We start from the raw sequence: 17,063 nt of genomic DNA, 5'->3' as shown, positions 1-17,063 counted from the left end.
CTGTCTCCGGTTTCTGGAAATCATCTGATGCCATTTGATCTGCCGCCCGTCACGCGCAACCTGTTGATCGCCAATGTTGTCGTGTTCCTGCTGCAATTGCTGTTGCACGACCAGACGAGCCTGGCACTGAGCCAGCACTTCGCACTATGGCCGCTGGGCCCGGATGTCACCGGAACGACATCGGATGGCAATGTCGTCAACGCCGGTTTCCGCGTCTGGCAGGTGGTGACGTACGCCTTCATGCATGGCGGATTCACCCACATCCTGTTCAACATGTTCGGCCTGTACATGTTCGGCGGAACCATCGAACGCACGTTCGGCTCGCGTCATTTCCTCGTTTACTACTTCGTCTGCGCGATCGTGGCGGCCGTGGCCCAGCTGATCGTGGTGCAGTGGTTCACCCACGGCTTCTACCCGACGCTGGGCGCGTCGGGTGCGATCTTCGGGGTGCTGCTCGCGTTCGGCATGCTGTATCCGCAGGAAAAGATGATGTTGATCTTCCTGCCGGTGCCGCTGCCGGCATGGCTGTTCGTGACCGGCTATGCCGTGGTCGAATTGGTGCAGGGGGTTACCGGCACGGCGGCCGGCATCGCCCATTTCGCCCATCTCGGCGGCATGCTGGGCGGCTTTGTGCTGATCCAGTACTGGCGCGGGCGACTGCCGCTGAAGCCGAAGGGACGCCTGCTGCGCTGAAGGATCAGCGCAGTGCGAGGAAGTCTGCGCTGACCACGAAACGCACCGCGTCCAGCCGCAGGCGGGATTGCGGCAGCGCCGCCAGCAACTGGGTGCGCTCGTCGGCCACCGCCGCGATTTCCCTCTCGCTGATCGACGGATTCACGGCGCGCAACGCGAGCAGGCGGGACAGTTCGGCATCCAGCGTCTCGGTGGCGAGGCTGAGCGCCTCGTCGATGCTGGCCTGGCCGCGCGCGCCGGCGAGCATCTCGGCGCGCGCCAGCATCGGCGGCACCAGCTTGCCGAGGAACTTGCGGTAGCGCGCCACTTCGATGTTGCGGTCGCTGGCCTTGCGCAAGGCGATGTCGCTGGGAGCAAAATCGGCGCGTTCGGCCAACCGGGTATCGACCGTGACCACGATCGGCAGGCTGGGCAGGAAGCGTTCGGCATCGAGCCGGCGATCAGCCACGCATTCGAGCACATACACCGTCTGCAGCAGTGCGGTACGCGGTGGCAAAACGTCGTCGACCATGAACGCGGCATTGCCTTGTTCGCCGGACAACGCCAGGTCCATTGCACCGGCAACCAGCGGGTGATCGAGCCGCAGCAGCGGCAGCTCCTCGCGCGCCAATGCCGTGTCGCGCGCGAACGTCACTGACTGCGGGCCCTCGGCAAAGCCGGGCAGGGCGTCGGTGGACAGGTATTGCGGATCGAGCAGCAGCACCTGGCCTCCGAGTTCCTCCGCGTGGATGCCGAACGCTTCCAGCAGGCGCTGCACGAACGCGTCACGGCCCGGGTCGTGATCCTCGCGGGAGAAGGCCTGCTGCAGATCGTCTGCATGCAGATCGCGGCTGGCAGCCAGTTCGAGCAGGTGGTCGCGGCCGCCCCGGATCAGCTCAGCCATCTGCTGGTGGCTGGCGTGGGTGTCGGTGAGCAGCGCGTCCAGTTCCTGGTCGCGATTGTCGTCGCCGCGGGCATGTTCGTCGGCCAGCCGGGTCAGCGGCTCGCCGTAGCGACGCAGCAGTTCGCGGCCATCGGCCGGGCTCATGCGGAACGCGTTGACGCCCTCGTCGTACCAGCGCGCCAACACATGTTGTGCGCTGTCGGCGACCACCAGGATATGGATGTTGATGTCGTGCTTCTGGCCGATCCGGTCGAGCCGGCCGATGCGCTGTTCGAGCAGGTCCGGATCCAGCGGCAGGTCCCACAGGATCAGTCGATGCGCAAACTGGAAGTTGCGTCCCTCCGAACCGATCTCCGAACACAGCAACAGGCGTGCGCCATCAGGCTGGGCAAAATACGCCGCATTGCGGTCGCGTTGCACGATGCCGAGGCCTTCGTGGAAGCGTGCCAAGCCGACGCCGCTGCGTGTGCGCAGCGCTTCTTCAAGCGCCAGCACCTTGGCCTGGCTGCGGCAGATCAGCAGGAACTTGTCCTGCGGGTGTTGATCGAGCAGGGTGATCAAGGTGTCGATGCGTGGGTCGGCACTGTAGTCGACTTCGATCAACGCCGGCGGCTGCTGAATATCGGCGTGGAACTCGGCCAGCAGCGCCTGGCGTGTGCTCTCCTCCAATGCATCGGCGTCCAGCAGGTGCCACTCAGGCAGACGGTTGGGAAAGCCGCCGACGCCTGCGCGATTGTTGCGGAACATCGCGCGGCCGGTGCCGTGGCGGTCGATCAGCGCGGCGAGCAGCTCGCGCGCGTGCGCCGGTTTGGTCGAGTCGGCCAGTTGCGCCGTGAGCGTCTCGTCGCCGCGGAAAGCTTCGGCGAGCGTTGCGCGCTGCGTGTCGTCGAGTACTTCACCGTCGAGCAATCGATCGGCAATTTTCGACAGCACCTGAAAGGTATCCGATTCCGCCAGATAGCCGTCCAGATCATGGTAGCGCTGCGGGTCGAGCAGGCGCAGTCGGGCAAAATGACCGCTGCGGCCGAGCTGTTCCGGCGTGGCGGTGAGCAGGATCACGCCGGGAATCACGGCAGCCAGCTGCTCCACCATCGTGTAACGCGGACTGGCGGCTTCCAACGACCACGCCAGATGGTGGGCTTCATCCACCACCAGCAGGTCCCACGGCGCATCCAGCAATTGCTGCGCGTACTTCGGCGAACTCTCGAGAAAGCCGAAATCGGCGATCACCAGTTGCTCATCCTCGAACGGATTGCTGCCATCGCCGGATTGCTCCAGCGCCTCGCAACGCTCCTCGTCATAGATCGCGAAACTGAGGTTGAAGCGGCGCAGCAGTTCGACAAACCACTGATACACCAAGGTGTCGGGCAACAGCAGCAGCACGCGCGAGGCGCGGCCGGTGGCGAGCTGGCGCGCGATGATCATGCCCGCCTCGATGGTCTTGCCCAGGCCCACTTCGTCGGCGAGCAGCACGCGCGGTGGCCGCCGCGCGGAGGCGATGCCGGCCACGCGCAGTTGGTGCGGCACCAGTCCGATGCGCGCAGCACCCAGTCCCCACATGGGCGAACGGCGCGCCTCGGCACGCCGCTTGAGGCCTTCCAGGCGCAGCTCGAATTGCGCCACGGCATCGGTGCGCCCGCCGATCAGGCGATCGTCGGCCTGGCTCACGCTTTGTTCGTCGTCAAGCTGGCCTTCTTCCAGCTCGCGGCCCTCGCCGCGATAGATCAGCAGTTCGTCGCGGATCTCCACTCGCTCCACCAGGAACGCTATGCCCTTGCCGGCGACGCGCTGGCCGGCGCGGAACTCGGCGCGGATCAGCGGCGCCGAGTCGATCGCGTACGGGCGCAGCACCCCGGCCTTGGCGAACAGCACCTGGACTCCGCGCCCTTCGATGCGCAAGACAGTGCCGAGGCCGAGCTCGGGTTCGGCGGAGGAGATCCAGCGTTGACCAGGTACGAACATTGTTCAGCCGTGTTGCATCAAGGGCCGACGATTATCCGCCCCGCAGCGCGCGGTGGGAACAGTTGATGGTTGGCGGGTTTCGCCATGTGTCGTGCGGGTACGTTGGGGCCGACGCGGCACGGCTCAGGTTTCGGCCCACTGGCGCAGCAGGTTGTGATAGATGCCGGTCAGTTGCAGTAGCACATCAGCATCGGCGCCGGATCGGGTCAGCGCCTGGATCGAAGTATCCAGCTCGAACAGCAAACGGCGTCGGTTGTCGTCACGCACCAGGCTCTGCACCCAGAAGAACGAAGCCACGCGTATCCCTCGCGTAACCGGCGCGACCCGGTGCAGGCTGCTGGAGGGATAGATGATCATGTCGCCGGCCGGCAGCTTTATCTCATGCTCGCCGTAAGTGTCGTTGACGATCAGCTCGCCGCCGTCGTACTCGTCCGGTTCGCTGAGAAACAGCGTGCAGGAGACGTCGCTGCGCAGCTGGCCGGTGTCGACGGGCAGTGCCATCACTGCCCCGTCGACATGCATGCCGTAATGACCGCCGCCTTCGTAGCGGTTGAAGCGTGGCGGCAAGGTGCGCAGCGGCAATGTCGCTGCGTGATACAGCGGATGTTTCGCCAGCGCCGCCAGCACGAGGTGACCCAGCTGCTGCCGCAATGGCGATGCATCCGGCAACTGCTGGTTGCGCTTTACCCTGGCGCCCTGCGCACCGACCGTTTCGCGCCCGTCGGTCCAGTCGGCCGCGTCGAGCGCGCTACGCATCCGGGTGATCTGCTCGCGGCTGAGAATATCGGGGATGTGCAACAGCATGGAGAACTCCAGCGTGAGAATCTTCCTTCTCCCGAGGGGAGAAGTGCTTTGAAGCAAGTTCAGAAGCGGAAGTTTGCGGTGAGCATCGCCGAACGCGGCGCCCCTGGGGTGTAACGGTAGCCGCTCTTGTTGATGGCGGCGACGTAGCTCTTGTCGAACAGGTTGTACAGATTCAACTGCAGGTCGAGGTGCTTGCTGACCGGATAGCTGGCCATTGCATCGAACACCCAGTACGCCTCGGTGAAGGCCGGCGTGCCGATCGCGCCGTCGGTGCCGCGCTTCATCTCGCCGGCATAACGGGCGCCGCCGCCGATGGTGAGGTTGAACGGCAGGTGGTAGGTGGTCCACGCGGTGAGCGCGCTCTTCGGTGTGTAGGCGAGGTCGCTGGAACCATCGTTGGCCACGGCGCTACCGTTGATCACCTTGGCATCCATCGTTGTATAGCCAGCGCTGATCGCCCAGTTGTCGGTGAGCTTGCCGACCGCACTCAGCTCGATGCCCTGCACGCGCTTCTTGCCAACCTGGTAGTACTGCAGATCGACCGGATCCTGCACCAGTTCGTTACTGACCGTGGTGCGGTAGAGCGCACCGGTCAGCAGCAGTTTTTCGCCGAGCAGATCCCACTTGGTGCCGAACTCGATCGTGCGGGCCTTTTGTGGATCGAAGTTGGGGTTGTCGGCGCTGTTGGCCGATGCGCTGAACGTGAGCGTGTTGCCGCCCGGCGGCTCCTGCGATACGGCGAAGTTCGCATAGATGCTGCCGTTGGCGGCTGGCTTGTACAGTACGCCGAGCTTGTAGTTTGGCAGGTTGCCGGATTTGCTGGTGTTCACGCCAGGCAGCACGCTGCCGGCCGGCAAAGCGCCGCAGGCCGGGCCGTTGCGGGCACCGCAAACCACCAGGCTGCTGAAGTCGGTGGTGTAGTGATCCAGCCGCACACCGGCATTGACCTGCCATTGCTCGTTGAACTTCAGCGTATCGAACAGGTAGGCCGCTGCGGTGTCGGTCCTGCCCCGGCTGACGGCGCCGGTCGGACCACGGATCAGGCCGCCGACATTGGCATTCGGGTCATACAGGTTGGCGGCTGGCCATGCGCTGCCGTTGAGCGCGCCCATCCCGACCGTATCCGCCTTTTCCTGGCTCAGCTCGACACCAGCGCTGAGGCTGTGCGTGACGCTGGCGGACTCGATCGTTGCAGTGATGTTCGTCTGGTTGGTCAGGATGCGGTTGACCTGCTGCTTGAAAGTCGGGTTGCTGCGCGCGATCCTCCATCTCGACGGGTCGGTCGGATCTGGCGTCAGCAGATTGGCGGCGCTGCCCATGAACGACGTCAGCAGGTAATTCTGCCGCGTGCGACCCCAGCGCGTGGTGTTGTGCAGGGTGACGTTCGGCGAGAAGTCGCGCTCGACGATGGCAGTGAACATGTCCGCCTGCACGTTGTCGTGATCGCTGTCGGTGCCGTAGAAGTTTTCCGGATCGACCCTGGCGGCGGTGGTGAGAAATGGGCGGCTCGGATCGGGGCTGCTGTAGCCGGGCAGGCCGATGGTCGGCACGCCGCCATCCGGCAGGTTGTTCTGCTTCACATGCAGAAAATCGAGGTAGACGCGCGTCGCTGTCTTCAGGCCGAAGGCCAGCGAAGGGGCGATGCCCCAGCGGTTGTTCTCGACCTTGTCGCGCCCAGGCACGCCGCTGTCTTGCCCCATCACGTTGAGGCGGAAGGCGGAGTTGTCGCCCAGTGTCTGGTTCCAGTCAGCGGTGGCACGCCTGTGCTGGCCGTTGCCGTAGGCTACCGAGCCGGAGACGCCGTTGCCCAGTTGCGGTTGCTTGCTGACCAGGTTCACCGCGCCGGTGGGAGCGGTGCGGCCGTTGTCGGTGCCGGCCGGCCCCTTGCTGACTTCGACCTGCTCGATGTTGAACACGTCGCGCGAGATCGAGCCGAGGTCGCGCACGCCATCGACGAAGATGCTGCCCGAGGTGTCGAAGCCGCGCATGTAGATGCCGTCGCCGGTCGTGGTAGCGCCGTTCTCGCCAACGAAAAAGGTGCCCACCCCCGGGCTGTTGCGTAGCGCCTCGGTCAGCGTGGTGGCGCCCTGCTGCTGGATCAGCTCCTTGGTGATCACACTGATCGTCTGCGTGGTGTCGAGCAGAGGCTGGGTGAATTTCGGCGAGGACAAGTTGTCGACGCGATAGTCGTTGCTGGTGGCCTCCACTTTCACTCCGGGCAGGTTCTTGGCGTTTGCTACTTGCGGGGCCGCTCCGAGAGCGGTTGCCGGCATGTCCGCAGCCATGGTCGGAAGCGCCAGTGCCAAGCCCGTGAAAAGGGTGGCGGCCGTCAGCATGCCGGTGGCCGACTGTGGCTTGCCCTGGGTGATTGGATGCTTGCGTGACTTGATGAAGGCCATGGGGATTCCGGTGATGGATGTGGTGCTTCTCGACGGGGCCGGGCGGGTCGGCCCAATGCGGGTGTTTCGCTATGGCGGGATGCAGGTTTCTCCGGCCGGCCGAAAGCGCGCCGCCGGATGGCTGCGTGGATCGGGTCGACCGACGAGGGTCAGTGGTCAGGAACGTGCAAGGTTCATCGGCGGATAACCGCCGGTGTTGGCGCATACGATATTTTTAATGAGAATGATTTGCAATACCCATGTACAGGAATCAGCTCGGAATCCTTGGGCCAACGTAGCGGTGTTCCACGAAAAAGGCCCCGCACTTGCGTGCGGGGCCCCGATTTCGTGCGGCGCCAATGGCGCCGTACTCAGCAACAGCTAGTTACCAGATCTTCACCTGCTTGTCGTCCGCACGAATCATCGCGTCGCCCGGCTTGCACTGGAACGCGCTGGCGAAGGCCGGCATGTTCGACGGGGCACCGATCGCGCGCAATGAGGCGGGGGCGTGCGGGTCGGTGTTGAGGTACAGCAGCGCCTGCTTCTCGCGCACGTGGCCGCGCCACACGCGAGCCCAGTTCAGGAAGAAACGCTGGTCCTGGGTATAGCCCTCGATCTGCTTGCCGGCTTCCTCCGGGTGGGTCTTCAATGCTGTCTGCAGGGCGTCATAGGCGACATTGAGGCCGCCCAGGTCGGCGATATTCTCACCCAGGGTCAGCTTGCCGTTGACGTGCGCGTCCGGCTTGTTCTTGATCGGGGTGTAGTCGTTGAACTGCTGCACCAGTTTGTCGGTACGTGCATCGAACTTGGCGCGATCGTCCTTGGTCCACCAGTTGACGTTGTTGCCGGCACCATCGAACTGGCTGCCTTCGTCGTCGAAGCCGTGGCTGGCCTCATGGCCAATCACCGCGCCAATGCCGCCATAGTTGATCGCGTCGTCGGCCTTGGCATCGAAGAACGGCGGCTGCAGGATCGCGGCCGGGAAGTTGATCGTGTTGTCGGTCGGGTTGTAGTAGGCGTTGACCGTCTGCGGGGTCATGCCCCATTCCTTGCGGTCGGTCGGCTTGCCGATCTTGGCGATGTCGTAGTCGTAGTTGAACTTCGCCGCCGCCATCACGTTGGCGTAGTAGTTGTCGCCGGTGATGTTCAGGCCCGACCAGTCGCGCCACTTGTCCGGGTAGCCGATCTTCGGCAGGAACGTATCCCACTTGGCAATCGCCTTGGCCTTGGTTTCGTCACTCATCCAGTCGAGGTTCTGGATGCGTGCCTTCAGCGCATTGCGCACGTTGTCGACCAATTCCTGCGCGCGGGCCTTGGCTTCGGGCTTGAACATCTCGGCCACGTACAGCTGGCCCAGCGCCTGGCCCATCGAACTGTTCACCGCGCCCAGCACGCGCTTCCAGCGGGCCTTCTGTTCCGGCTGGCCGGCCAGGGTCTTGCCGTAGAAGTCGAATTTGTTGTCCTGGAAATTCTTGCCCAGGTAGTTCGAGGCGTCGTCGATGGTGTGGAAGCGCAGGTAGGCCTGCCACTGGGCGATCGGCGCCTTGGCCAGCTGCTTGTCGAACTCGGCGAAGAACTTCGGTTGCGACAGCGAGAAGCCCTTGTCGATGGTCACGCCCTGGGCGGCAAAGAACTTGTCCCAGCTGAAGCTCGGGGTGGCCTTGTCGGCGTCCTTGACGCTGACGAAGTGGTACTGGTTCTTCGGGTCGCGCTCGTCGACCGGGGCCAGCGAGGCGGCAGCAAGCTGCGTTTCGAACGCGAGCACGTCGGCGGCCTGCTTCTTGGCATCGGCCTCGGCAACGCCGGTCAGCTGCAGCGCCTTGGCGATGTAGGCAACGTAGGCGTCGCGGATGTCCTTGTACTTGGCGTCGCTGTAGTAGTCCTTGGTCGGCAGGCCCAGGCCGGCTTCGTTCGCGTACGCGATCTGCATGTCGGCGTGGTGGAAATCGGCGCCGGAGCCGAAGGAGAACACCTGGCCATCACCATCGACGTAGCTCTTGGTGATGTAGCTGGCCACGTCGCTGCCATTCTTCAAACCGGCAATCGCGTCGAGCTTCGGCTTGATCGGATCGAAGCCGGCTTTCTCGATGGCGGCTTCGTCCATGCCGGACTGATACAGGTAGCCGATCTTCTGTTCGATCGACCCGGCCTGGGCGGTGGCGGCACCCTTGGCTGCCTTGTCGGCCAGGTCGTGCTGGGTGTTCAGGCTGGCCTCGGCCAGCTGGTCGAACGCGCCCCAACGGGTGCGGTCGGCCGGAATCGGGTTGGCGGCAACCCACTTGGAATTGACGAAGCCATTGAAGTCCTGGCAGACGTTGATGCTCGGGTCGAGTTCGCTGACGTCGAAAATGCTCTTGCCGGCGGCGGCTGCGGCAACCGTGCTGCTGGTGGCCGGCGCGGTGCCGGCGCTGGCCGGCGCGCTGGTGTTGGCCGACTCCTGCTTGCCGCAGGCGCTCAGCGACAGCGCAAGGCTTACGGCCAGTGCCAGTGCCAGGGGCTTCAGATACTGCTTGGTCATGGATATCCCTCTGTGAGTGATTTCGCCCGTTGGGCGGGTACGGTGGTGGTTCGCTGGCCGCGCCCTCGGAACCCCCTCAAATCGCGGCCATACCTTTTCACGCTAGGTCAAACGTCACGGGTCAGACAGTGTCAAAGGTCAGGGGCAGTGCTGCCGGTCGGCGCGCGATTCGTCGACAGCTGGTGTAGCTGTGCCGCATCCAGCCGCAAGACGGGGTAGGCGCCAACGTGCTGGGCGGCGTACCAGGGCGAGTGCTCGAAGAAAAATTGCAACCGGGCGCCAGGGCTGGCAGTGAAGGCGGGGTCGTCGTGCAGCCTGCGTTCGAATTCCGCCTTCAGTACCGGATCCTTCGCCAGCATCTCGCGCGCCAGCTTCTCCACCACGCGTGGTTCGCCGTACTCCTTGGCCTCGAACACCGCATTGAGATAACCCCAGTGCAGCAGTGAATCAGGCGCCTGCGGTTCGAGCAGCTGGATGGCCACATTGGCAGCGCGCTGGTCCAGCGGCACGATCACCGTGCCGGCCGGCAGGGTCAGCTCGCGCGATGCCGCATGCAGGGTGAAGTTGCGCAGCATCAGATGGCCTTCGAACGGCTTGCCGGCCCACTCGGGATCGCCGAGCTGATAATCCTCTGCGCGGGTCGCGACCGGATGATCGAGGCGTGTGTACTGGATGCCATGCGCGTCGAGTTTGTCGATGATCGCCGCCCACTGCGCGGGCACTGCATAGGCAGCCGGCGCAGTGATCGACAGATCCGGCAGCAGGCCGTTCCCGTTGTCGATGCTGTAGTCCTTCGGCTGGCTCGGGTCGTACTGGATCCAGTCGCTGTTGGAAATGTCGCTGTGGCTGATCGTGAAGGCGTAGCCCTTGAGTTCGAACTTCGTCGCCTGCGGATCCGGCTTGAACGTCAGCGGCACGAGCGCCTGCGCCTGGTGGGCGCGGGCGATGGTGTCGGCATCGGCTCTGGCGGTGGTGGTCAGCAGCGCGACCGGATGCTGGTTGATCTGCTCCAGCATCAGCTCGACCAGGTCGTACACCGCTCGCACGCGGTTCTCGTACGACTTCAGCATGTGCGTCTCGATCAGCAGCGCGGGCCGGTTCTGCAATGCGGCGTAGCCGGTGGAGAAGCGCGGGCCGGAACCGAAGTTGACGATGCCCTTGCGCGGATCGCGGCCGTCCTTGAACTCCAGATAGATCGAGGCGAGGTGGCCGCGCTTCTCGTATGCCGGTATCGCGTGGTTGACGATCGCGTCGTGCTGCCATGCATTCACCGCCGGATCGAGCTTGTGCGGATCCTCGGTGTACCAGGTCAGGTCGTACTGATAGTCGGCGCCGTCGGTGGTGTGCACGTCGATCAGAAAATCCGGCAGCCACTGCTGCCACAGCTTCAGCCACGCCAGCATCTCCGGCGCGTCGGCCTTGACGTAGTCGCGGTTGAGGTTGAGGTACTGCGACTGGCCGCGAAAGCCCATGCTGTGCGGGCCGTTCTGGTTGATGCGATGGTACGGCGACGAATTCTCGTGGCCGTCCACGCTGAACACCGGAATGTAAACCAGCACCAGATGGTCGAGCACGTGCGGGTACTTGCCGGTGACCGCGATATCGCGCAGCAGCATCAGCCCGGCGTCCTTGCCCTCGATTTCGCCGGGGTGGATGCCGGCCTGCACCAGCACCACCGGCTTGCCCGCCTTGCGCGCGGCGACAGGGTCGAACGTGCCGTCGCCGCTGGCGATCACCACCATCATCGGCCTGCCCTCCGGCGTGGTGCCGAAGGTGGCCAGACGGATCACGCCCGGCGCCGCCTGCTGCAGTCGCTGCAGATAGGCCAGCGTGTCGGCGTAACTTGGCGTGGTACGGAACTGCGCGGCTTCGGCCGGCGTGATCCAGTCGGTGTTCGAGTCGGCAGCCTGTGCGGTCATGGTGACAACGCCAAGCAGGGCAGACAGCAGGACGTGGCGCAAGCTCATGCATGGTCCTCCAGTTCGGCACCGCGCAGCAGCGCGGGTGAGGCGGGCAGCGTATCGGGCGCCACCGCACCACCGGAAATGATGAAGGCCATCGCCTGGTCCATCGTCCAGTCGGTCGGGGTCAGCTCGCCCAGCGGCAGCACGACCAGATAACCGCCGGTGGGATTCGGCGTGGTCGGGATGAACACCGCCGCCATCTCGCGGCCCGTGCCGTCCTCGATCATCACCCGGGTGACGAAGCCGACCACCTTCATGCCTCGCCGCGGAAACTCGACCAGCACCACACGCTGCACACCGGACGGCTTGTTCTGCAATACCGCCATCAATTTCTTGGTGCCGCCATAAATCGTCTGCACCACCGGGATGCGCGCGAGCAGGCCATCGAATGCATTGATGAAGCGCTGGCCGATCACCCGATTGGCGACGAAGCCGAGCAGGTACAACGCCACCAGCGTGATCACCAGCGCGACGATGAAGGTCAGCCATTCCATCTTGAGCGATTCGGCCGTATGCGGCGCCACCAGCGCCAACGCATTCAGCAGTGCGGCCACCAGCGGCGCGCCGATGCCGGCCAGCAGCCCCAGCACGAACTTGAACACCAGCCAGGTCACCCATAACGGGATGAAGGTGAGCAGACCAGTCAGCAGGTAGCGTTTGAGGCGCAGGGGGCGCATGGGGATCCGGCGGCGTTGGTTTGGGGAATTTCGCATTGTAGGGGAGGGTGGTGGTTGTGCTGCGGCTTGGATGCGAGGTTCCGGCGCGGCGTTTCCCCTCACAGCTGTCATTCCGGCGAAGGCCCGCCAGACTCTCCCATAGTCGTCATTCCGATGAAGACCCGAATCGCTTCTGTGCACGTGTGCATCCGCGCTTTGGTTTTCAGCGAAGAGCTTTCGTCTGCCTGCGGCAGCCGACCGCCCGGTCAAAGTCCCAGCGAGGCAGGATCTAGGTTGTCGACAAAGACATCCACGACCCGCACCGGGTTGTCTTGCGTCACGTAATCGTCGAGGCGCTCAGGCAGAAAGGTGCTCTGCGAGCGGTCTTCTCCTTCAACAAGACGTCCTGCCGGCAACTCTCGTCGGCGCGGTAAGACAAGTTTATCGAGCCAGGGCGTTTTCACCCAGCCTGGGCCAAAGACGTCGTTCCAGCCTTTCGACGGCGGGAAGAGAAGCGGCCGTCAGTGGTGATTCCGGTCAATTCGGTACAGCATTCCGGCGCACGCCCGCACAGCGTTACGGCTGAGGCCGGTATGGCAGTTCTGCCAAGCCGGTACGTCACTGTTCACGGCAAACCGGCGTTCGATGCGGTTGTTCGCGATGAACCGGTGGTGCTGTGGCTATCGGCGTGCGCGGGTGGAAGCGATCGCCTTTAGTCTTCGAACACAAGCGTCCCTCGCGCATCAATCCGGCCATGGTACTTGCGGCGGACCGCGTGGACACACGCCGCGGCGCGTACCAAACGCGGCGCGCATAGTTACGCAGGGCGGTGACGATGCGGAATCGGTTGCATGGGAATCCCAGGGTGCGATGAAAGTACCGCTTCCCCGCGTCCGTTTTAGCGCGGCAACTTCATTTCACCGCCAAGCAGGCGCGCACTGCCGAGCGCACTCCAAAAAACAATCCCCGTTGCCGTGGATTGTTTGAAGGTCGTTTCGAACGAAAATCACTTCAGTTGTAACGACGGCGCAATCCCAGAAATCCGCAGATCAGCAACACGCCTAAGCCGAACATGCGCAGTCCTGTGGGTTCCGGGACTGGCGTAGGCCCACTACCATCAAACGTGATGTAGTGGCTGAGCCCTCCCGCCTGGCCGGTTGCGGTGAACCATAGGTCCAGCTTACCGTCTAGGTTTCGCAGCAAAGCGTAGCCTTGGTGTGTTGGGCCGTCACCCACCTTGATCAGCAAGTAAGCCGTATCCAGAGAAAATTCGAACGAGTTGCTGTTGGTTGGCGCGAGGTTGCCGCTACTGGGGGCAAAAGTGGAGGCAAAAGCGGTACCAAGCAGGTCGTTGACGAAATTCGTCTCGCTCGTCGGGCTGGCGTTCGACGGGCCACCCAGCATTTGACCAATTGTCGAGCTCCATGCAAGCGGGCTCGTGTCGCTGACGGCGGCAAGCAGTCCGGAGCAATCTCCGCTCGCACTGCCGCAACCGACCGTAAACCGTGCCGCGGTTGGCGTTCCGGCATCGTTGTAGAACGAGATTGGCGTCGCTTGGGCGGCAGGCGCGAGAAAAGCCACCGCGACGGCGGCGAGCATGGCGCCGGCGACTTTGGAACCAAAACGAATCGACATTTTCTTGTTCTCCCTAGGTTGCGTCCCGCAGCGACACCGCGGTGCCTGTACCTATTGCTCTCGTTGAAGAGTGCGAGCATCAAGCGTGCCAATTTCGCAACTTATTGATTTTACGCGCGGACGCGCCGACGGGCTTTTTGATCGCGCGGTGGATCGTAAGGCCTGCCGACGTCAAAGCCAGTTTTGGGCCCGTGTTTTTACCGGAAACCCCGCCATTGCTTGCTGTGCGCCAAACAACCCAAAATGTAAAGTTATTCGACGCTTTCGACAGATGCACCAAAGAATCAGCGCGGGATATCCGGTGCGTGCCTACATGCCAACGCTCGACTTTGCGGTATCCGAGCAGTTCTATCGGGCGCTAGGCTTCGAGGTGCTGTGGTCGGCGGAGGGCTTGCCTACGTCCGCCATGGGGAGGGACGAGTTTTCTGCTGCAAGCGTTCAATGAGCCGTCGTTCGTCAGGAATTTCCAGACGCACTTGCTGGTCGAAAACGTCGACGACTGGCATGCCCACGTGCTGGCGGCCGGCGTGCCGGCTCGTTTCGGCGGAGCCGACGAACCAGCCATGGGGCATGCGCGACTTCACGTTGTTCGATCCCAATGGCGTGCTCTGGCGCGTGGCGCAGAACATTCCGTAGGCGCTGCGCGACCTCTTCGCGTTGCAGGTAACGCCTGCCTGGCTGGACGTGTGGCTGCCACCCTGTGATTTTTTTCCGTACCTTGCGAATCATGGGTGGAACGGAGGAAACGACGTCCATGACTGCCAGACAACATCAGCAACGTTTCGAGTCGCTGCTGCACGAACATCGCAGGATCGTCTTCAAGGTGGCAGGCCTGTACAGCCGCAGTGCCGCCGATCGCGACGATCTGGTGCAGGAGATCGGCGCGCAGCTGTGGCGTTCGTTCGGCGGCTACGACGAAACAAGGGCGAAGTTTTCCACCTGGATGTACCGCGTCGCGCTGAACGTGGCGATTTCGCAGGCGCGGCGCGAGCGCTGGTCGGAGGCCGATCGGTTCGAGCCGCTGGAGGCGCATCACCTGGAAACCGTCGGCGGCGGCGAGGTGATACCAGAGCAGGACGAGCGGCTGACCGCGCTGTATGCGTTCATCGGCCAGCTCGATCCGCTCAACCGCGCACTGATCCTGCTGTATCTGGAAGACCGCAGCTACACCGAGATGGCCGAGATCCTCGGTATCAGCGAAACCAACCTGGCGACCAAGATCAGTCGCATCAAGCAGAAACTGCGCGGCCAGATGACCGGCGCGCAAACCACCGGAGCATGACCATGGAACTTGATGAACTGAAACAGGCCTGGGCCCGCATGGAGATTCGCCAGGAGGGCATGGAGGAATTGCTGCGCCAGGACTTCCGCGATCAGCGCATGGAAAAGTCGCGTGCCTCGATGCGTCGCACACTGTGGTGGCTAGGTCTGGAAGTGGTGGGCTGGATTGCCTTCGTGGTCTGGGTCGCCTCGTTCTGGGTGGCGCAGCGGCATACTCCGCATCTGTTGCTGATCGGGCTGCTGCTGCACGTTTACGGCCTCGCGGCGATCTGGTCCTGTGCCACGCAGTGGTTCCTGCTGGCGCGGATCTATTTGTTCGACGCACCCGTGCTGGTGTTGCAGCGCAGGTTGGCGCAGCTGCGGCGGTTTCGGGTCTACAGCACCTTGGCGCTTGGCCTGCCCTGGTGGTGCCTGTGGCTGCTGGTGCCGTTGGTGGCCGTGATGGACTTCACCGGCGTGGATCTTTACGCGGCGGGCGCCGGCTGGATTTGGGCCAACATGGCAGTGGGGTTGGTGGGCATCGGCATCAGCGTGTGGCTGGCGCGTCGGTTTGCGGGGCGTCCGATCCGCTCGCCGTTCCTGCAGCGCATTGTCGATGACATGAGCGGTCGCAACCTGCGCAATGCCTCGCGGCAGCTGGACGAGATTGTGCGTTTCGAACGAGCGTGATGAGAAGTCGCGTCGCGCCAATGTGCGGGGGTGTTGGCACCCATTGCGGTCGGGATGTGCGGCAACAGATGGCAAGTGCCGGCGTGCAGTGCCCGCCTTACGCAACTATCGAGCCTTCGGTTTCAGCCGCACGTAGATCTGCTTGCGCACGATGGCGATGACCTCGCCGGAAGCGGTCTTCACCTCGGTCTCGAACCAGCGCAGCACTTTCTCGCCACCCGCTGCTGCCGCGCGCAATTCGTCGACGACGCTGCTTTCCAGCTTGAAGTGGGCATACACGTCCTCGCGGCCCGGCGCCACGAAGTCGATCGCGCCGGCCTTGTCCCACACGTAGTAGTCGTTGCCGAGCTGGTGCATCGCCAACAACATCCAGAACGGGTCGACCATCGCGAACAGGTTGCCGCCGAACTGGCTGCGCACGTAGTTGCGGTTCCATGGGCGCAGCCGCAGCACCACACTTGCCTCGCTGTAATCGTCGCTGAGCGACTGCACGCGGATGGCGTTGACCAGGAATGGCGGCCACAGGTTGAGCAGACGGCGGAAGGTGGATGCGCGCATGGTTCTGGAATCCGGATTTTCGGTGGGAGCGACTTCAGTCGCGATGCTCCTGCAGGAGGAAAGGCATCGCGGCTGAAGCCGCTCTCACATGTGGCGAGAGTCGCTGCGTGGTGAAGTTCAGAACAGCAACGAAGCCATCTTGCGGCGGTAGCGGCTGACCAGCTCGGCGTCGTCGAGCGTGGCGAATGCGGCAAGCAGGCGCTTCTTGCCCTGGCCGCCGTTCCAGTCGCGGGCGTGCTGCAGGATCGCCAGGAATTGATCGAGGCCGGCGGCAGGCTCGCCTTCCAGCAGCAGGCGCACACCAAGTTGGTCGCGCGCCTCCCAGTCGTTGCCATCGGCCTGCACGCGTTGCTGCAGTTCGGCCAGCGCGGGGGCGTTCTTCAGCGCATGCGCCAGATCCAGTTCGGTGCGCAGGCGCACGGCGCGCGCATCGGTGGCGAGGTTGATCGGCAGGGCGGTCAGTTCGGTCTCGGCGGCATCGGTCTGGCCTGCGCGCATCAGCGCCAATGCCAGATCGAGCCTCAACTCGGCCTTGGTCGGCTCGGCAGCAATCGCCTGTTGCCAGCGCTCAACCGCCTGTTCGGGTGTTTCCGCTTCGGCTTCAGCGGCGGCGCTGTCGGCGGGTGCTGCTTCCAGCGGCTGCACATGACGGGACAGGAATTCGCGCAGCTGGCCTTCGGGCAGCGCGCCGGCAAAACCGTCGAGCACCTGGCCGTCCTTCACCAGCACCACGGTCGGGATGCTCTTGATGCCGAACATGCCGGCGAGCTCCTGCTGCGCGTCCACGTCGACCTTGCCCAACCGAAACGCCCCGTTGTACTCGGCGGCGAGTTTTTCCAGCATCGGGCCAAGCGTCTTGCATGGTTCGCACCAGGTGGCCCAGAAATCCAGCAGCACCGGCGTGGTCAGCGAGGCCTGCAGGACATCGGCTTCGAAGGTTTGCTGGTCTACATCGAAAACAGCGGAGACGGTGGCGGCATCAGTCACGGAAAAACTCCAGCTCGGCGGATGCCGGTTCAGATCAGGGTGCCTGCCCAGCATATCAAGCGCGGACGCATCACC

General features: G+C 63.8%; 13 protein-coding genes. 4 read left to right on the top strand and 9 right to left on the bottom strand.

Annotated elements, in window-relative coordinates; translation table 11 throughout:
• Window positions 1-27 precede the first annotated feature (27 nt).
• Window positions 28-693 (top strand): rhomboid family intramembrane serine protease, encoded by a 666-nt coding sequence (locus EAH75_RS07490; RefSeq protein WP_140649941.1) that lies wholly within the window; start codon window positions 28-30, stop codon window positions 691-693.
• A gap of 4 nt (window positions 694-697) precedes the next feature.
• Here EAH75_RS07490 and rapA read toward each other — a convergent pair whose 3' ends face one another.
• From rapA to EAH75_RS07450, 7 genes are all read right to left on the bottom strand, one after another.
• Complete coding sequence (gene rapA, locus EAH75_RS07485; protein WP_140649943.1) at window positions 698-3,538, bottom strand: RNA polymerase-associated protein RapA; 2,841 nt, start codon at window positions 3,536-3,538, stop codon at window positions 698-700.
• Window positions 3,539-3,661: 123 nt separating this feature from the next.
• Window positions 3,662-4,342 carry a Fe2+-dependent dioxygenase gene (locus tag EAH75_RS07480; RefSeq protein ID WP_140649945.1) on the bottom strand — a complete coding sequence of 227 codons (681 nt, stop codon included), beginning with the start codon at window positions 4,340-4,342 and terminating at the stop codon, window positions 3,662-3,664.
• 59 nt (window positions 4,343-4,401) lie between these two features.
• The gene (locus EAH75_RS07475; protein ID WP_140804924.1) at window positions 4,402-6,741 is read right to left on the bottom strand and encodes a catecholate siderophore receptor Fiu; all 2,340 of its coding nucleotides are present in this window, start codon (window positions 6,739-6,741) and stop codon (window positions 4,402-4,404) included.
• A gap of 364 nt (window positions 6,742-7,105) precedes the next feature.
• Window positions 7,106-9,238 (bottom strand): M13 family metallopeptidase, encoded by a 2,133-nt coding sequence (locus EAH75_RS07470; protein ID WP_140649949.1) that lies wholly within the window; start codon window positions 9,236-9,238, stop codon window positions 7,106-7,108.
• A gap of 131 nt (window positions 9,239-9,369) precedes the next feature.
• On the bottom strand, window positions 9,370-11,205 hold the full coding sequence (locus EAH75_RS07465) for a M14 family metallopeptidase (protein WP_240046161.1): 1,836 nt from the start codon (window positions 11,203-11,205) through the stop codon (window positions 9,370-9,372).
• Window positions 11,202-11,879 (bottom strand): DUF502 domain-containing protein, encoded by a 678-nt coding sequence (locus EAH75_RS07460; RefSeq protein WP_140649951.1) that lies wholly within the window; start codon window positions 11,877-11,879, stop codon window positions 11,202-11,204. Before EAH75_RS07460 ends, EAH75_RS07465 begins: the two co-directional genes overlap by 4 nt.
• A 990-nt stretch (window positions 11,880-12,869) precedes the next feature.
• Complete coding sequence (locus tag EAH75_RS07450) at window positions 12,870-13,493, bottom strand: hypothetical protein (RefSeq protein WP_140649955.1); 624 nt, start codon at window positions 13,491-13,493, stop codon at window positions 12,870-12,872.
• A gap of 85 nt (window positions 13,494-13,578) precedes the next feature.
• On the opposite strand from EAH75_RS07450, the gene EAH75_RS19800 reads away from it, so the two are divergent.
• From EAH75_RS19800 to EAH75_RS07435, 3 genes are all read left to right on the top strand, one after another.
• On the top strand, window positions 13,579-13,938 hold the full coding sequence (locus EAH75_RS19800; RefSeq protein ID WP_205043173.1) for a hypothetical protein: 360 nt from the start codon (window positions 13,579-13,581) through the stop codon (window positions 13,936-13,938).
• Between the two features lie 309 nt (window positions 13,939-14,247).
• A complete protein-coding gene (locus EAH75_RS07440) occupies window positions 14,248-14,775 on the top strand; it encodes an RNA polymerase sigma factor (RefSeq protein ID WP_140649957.1) in 528 nt (175 codons plus the stop codon).
• A 2-nt stretch (window positions 14,776-14,777) separates the two neighbouring features.
• A complete protein-coding gene (locus EAH75_RS07435) occupies window positions 14,778-15,443 on the top strand; it encodes a hypothetical protein (protein ID WP_140649960.1) in 666 nt (221 codons plus the stop codon).
• A gap of 105 nt (window positions 15,444-15,548) precedes the next feature.
• On the opposite strand, the gene EAH75_RS07430 is transcribed toward EAH75_RS07435, so the two are convergent.
• Together EAH75_RS07430 and trxA are read right to left on the bottom strand one after the other, a co-directional pair.
• Window positions 15,549-16,001 carry a DUF4442 domain-containing protein gene (locus EAH75_RS07430; RefSeq protein WP_140649962.1) on the bottom strand — a complete coding sequence of 151 codons (453 nt, stop codon included), beginning with the start codon at window positions 15,999-16,001 and terminating at the stop codon, window positions 15,549-15,551.
• Window positions 16,002-16,118: 117 nt separating this feature from the next.
• Window positions 16,119-16,988 (bottom strand): thioredoxin, encoded by an 870-nt coding sequence (gene trxA / locus EAH75_RS07425; RefSeq protein WP_140649964.1) that lies wholly within the window; start codon window positions 16,986-16,988, stop codon window positions 16,119-16,121.
• Window positions 16,989-17,063: the final 75 nt, after the last annotated feature.

The sequence above is a fragment of the Rhodanobacter glycinis genome (assembly GCF_006438785.1).
GTDB classification, from domain to species: domain Bacteria; phylum Pseudomonadota; class Gammaproteobacteria; order Xanthomonadales; family Rhodanobacteraceae; genus Rhodanobacter; species Rhodanobacter glycinis_A.
Note: the sequence above shows the minus strand (reverse complement) of the source record. Positions and strands in the feature narration are given on the sequence as shown.

Bases quoted from the DNA above. Each gene is read 5' to 3' on its own strand.
- rapA (WP_140649943.1), bottom strand. From the start codon at position 3,538: ATGTTCGTACCTGGTCAACGCTGGATCTCCTCCGCCGAACCCGAGCTC.
- EAH75_RS07465 (WP_240046161.1), bottom strand. From the start codon at position 11,205: ATGAGCTTGCGCCACGTCCTGCTGTCTGCCCTGCTTGGCGTTGTCACC.
- EAH75_RS07470 (WP_140649949.1), bottom strand. From the start codon at position 9,238: ATGACCAAGCAGTATCTGAAGCCCCTGGCACTGGCACTGGCCGTAAGC.
- EAH75_RS07435 (WP_140649960.1), top strand. From the start codon at position 14,778: ATGGAACTTGATGAACTGAAACAGGCCTGGGCCCGCATGGAGATTCGC.
- EAH75_RS07460 (WP_140649951.1), bottom strand. From the start codon at position 11,879: ATGCGCCCCCTGCGCCTCAAACGCTACCTGCTGACTGGTCTGCTCACC.
- EAH75_RS07430 (WP_140649962.1), bottom strand. From the start codon at position 16,001: ATGCGCGCATCCACCTTCCGCCGTCTGCTCAACCTGTGGCCGCCATTC.
- EAH75_RS07475 (WP_140804924.1), bottom strand. From the start codon at position 6,741: ATGGCCTTCATCAAGTCACGCAAGCATCCAATCACCCAGGGCAAGCCA.
- EAH75_RS07450 (WP_140649955.1), bottom strand. From the start codon at position 13,493: ATGTCGATTCGTTTTGGTTCCAAAGTCGCCGGCGCCATGCTCGCCGCC.
- EAH75_RS07440 (WP_140649957.1), top strand. From the start codon at position 14,248: ATGACTGCCAGACAACATCAGCAACGTTTCGAGTCGCTGCTGCACGAA.
- EAH75_RS07490 (WP_140649941.1), top strand. From the start codon at position 28: ATGCCATTTGATCTGCCGCCCGTCACGCGCAACCTGTTGATCGCCAAT.
- EAH75_RS07480 (WP_140649945.1), bottom strand. From the start codon at position 4,342: ATGCTGTTGCACATCCCCGATATTCTCAGCCGCGAGCAGATCACCCGG.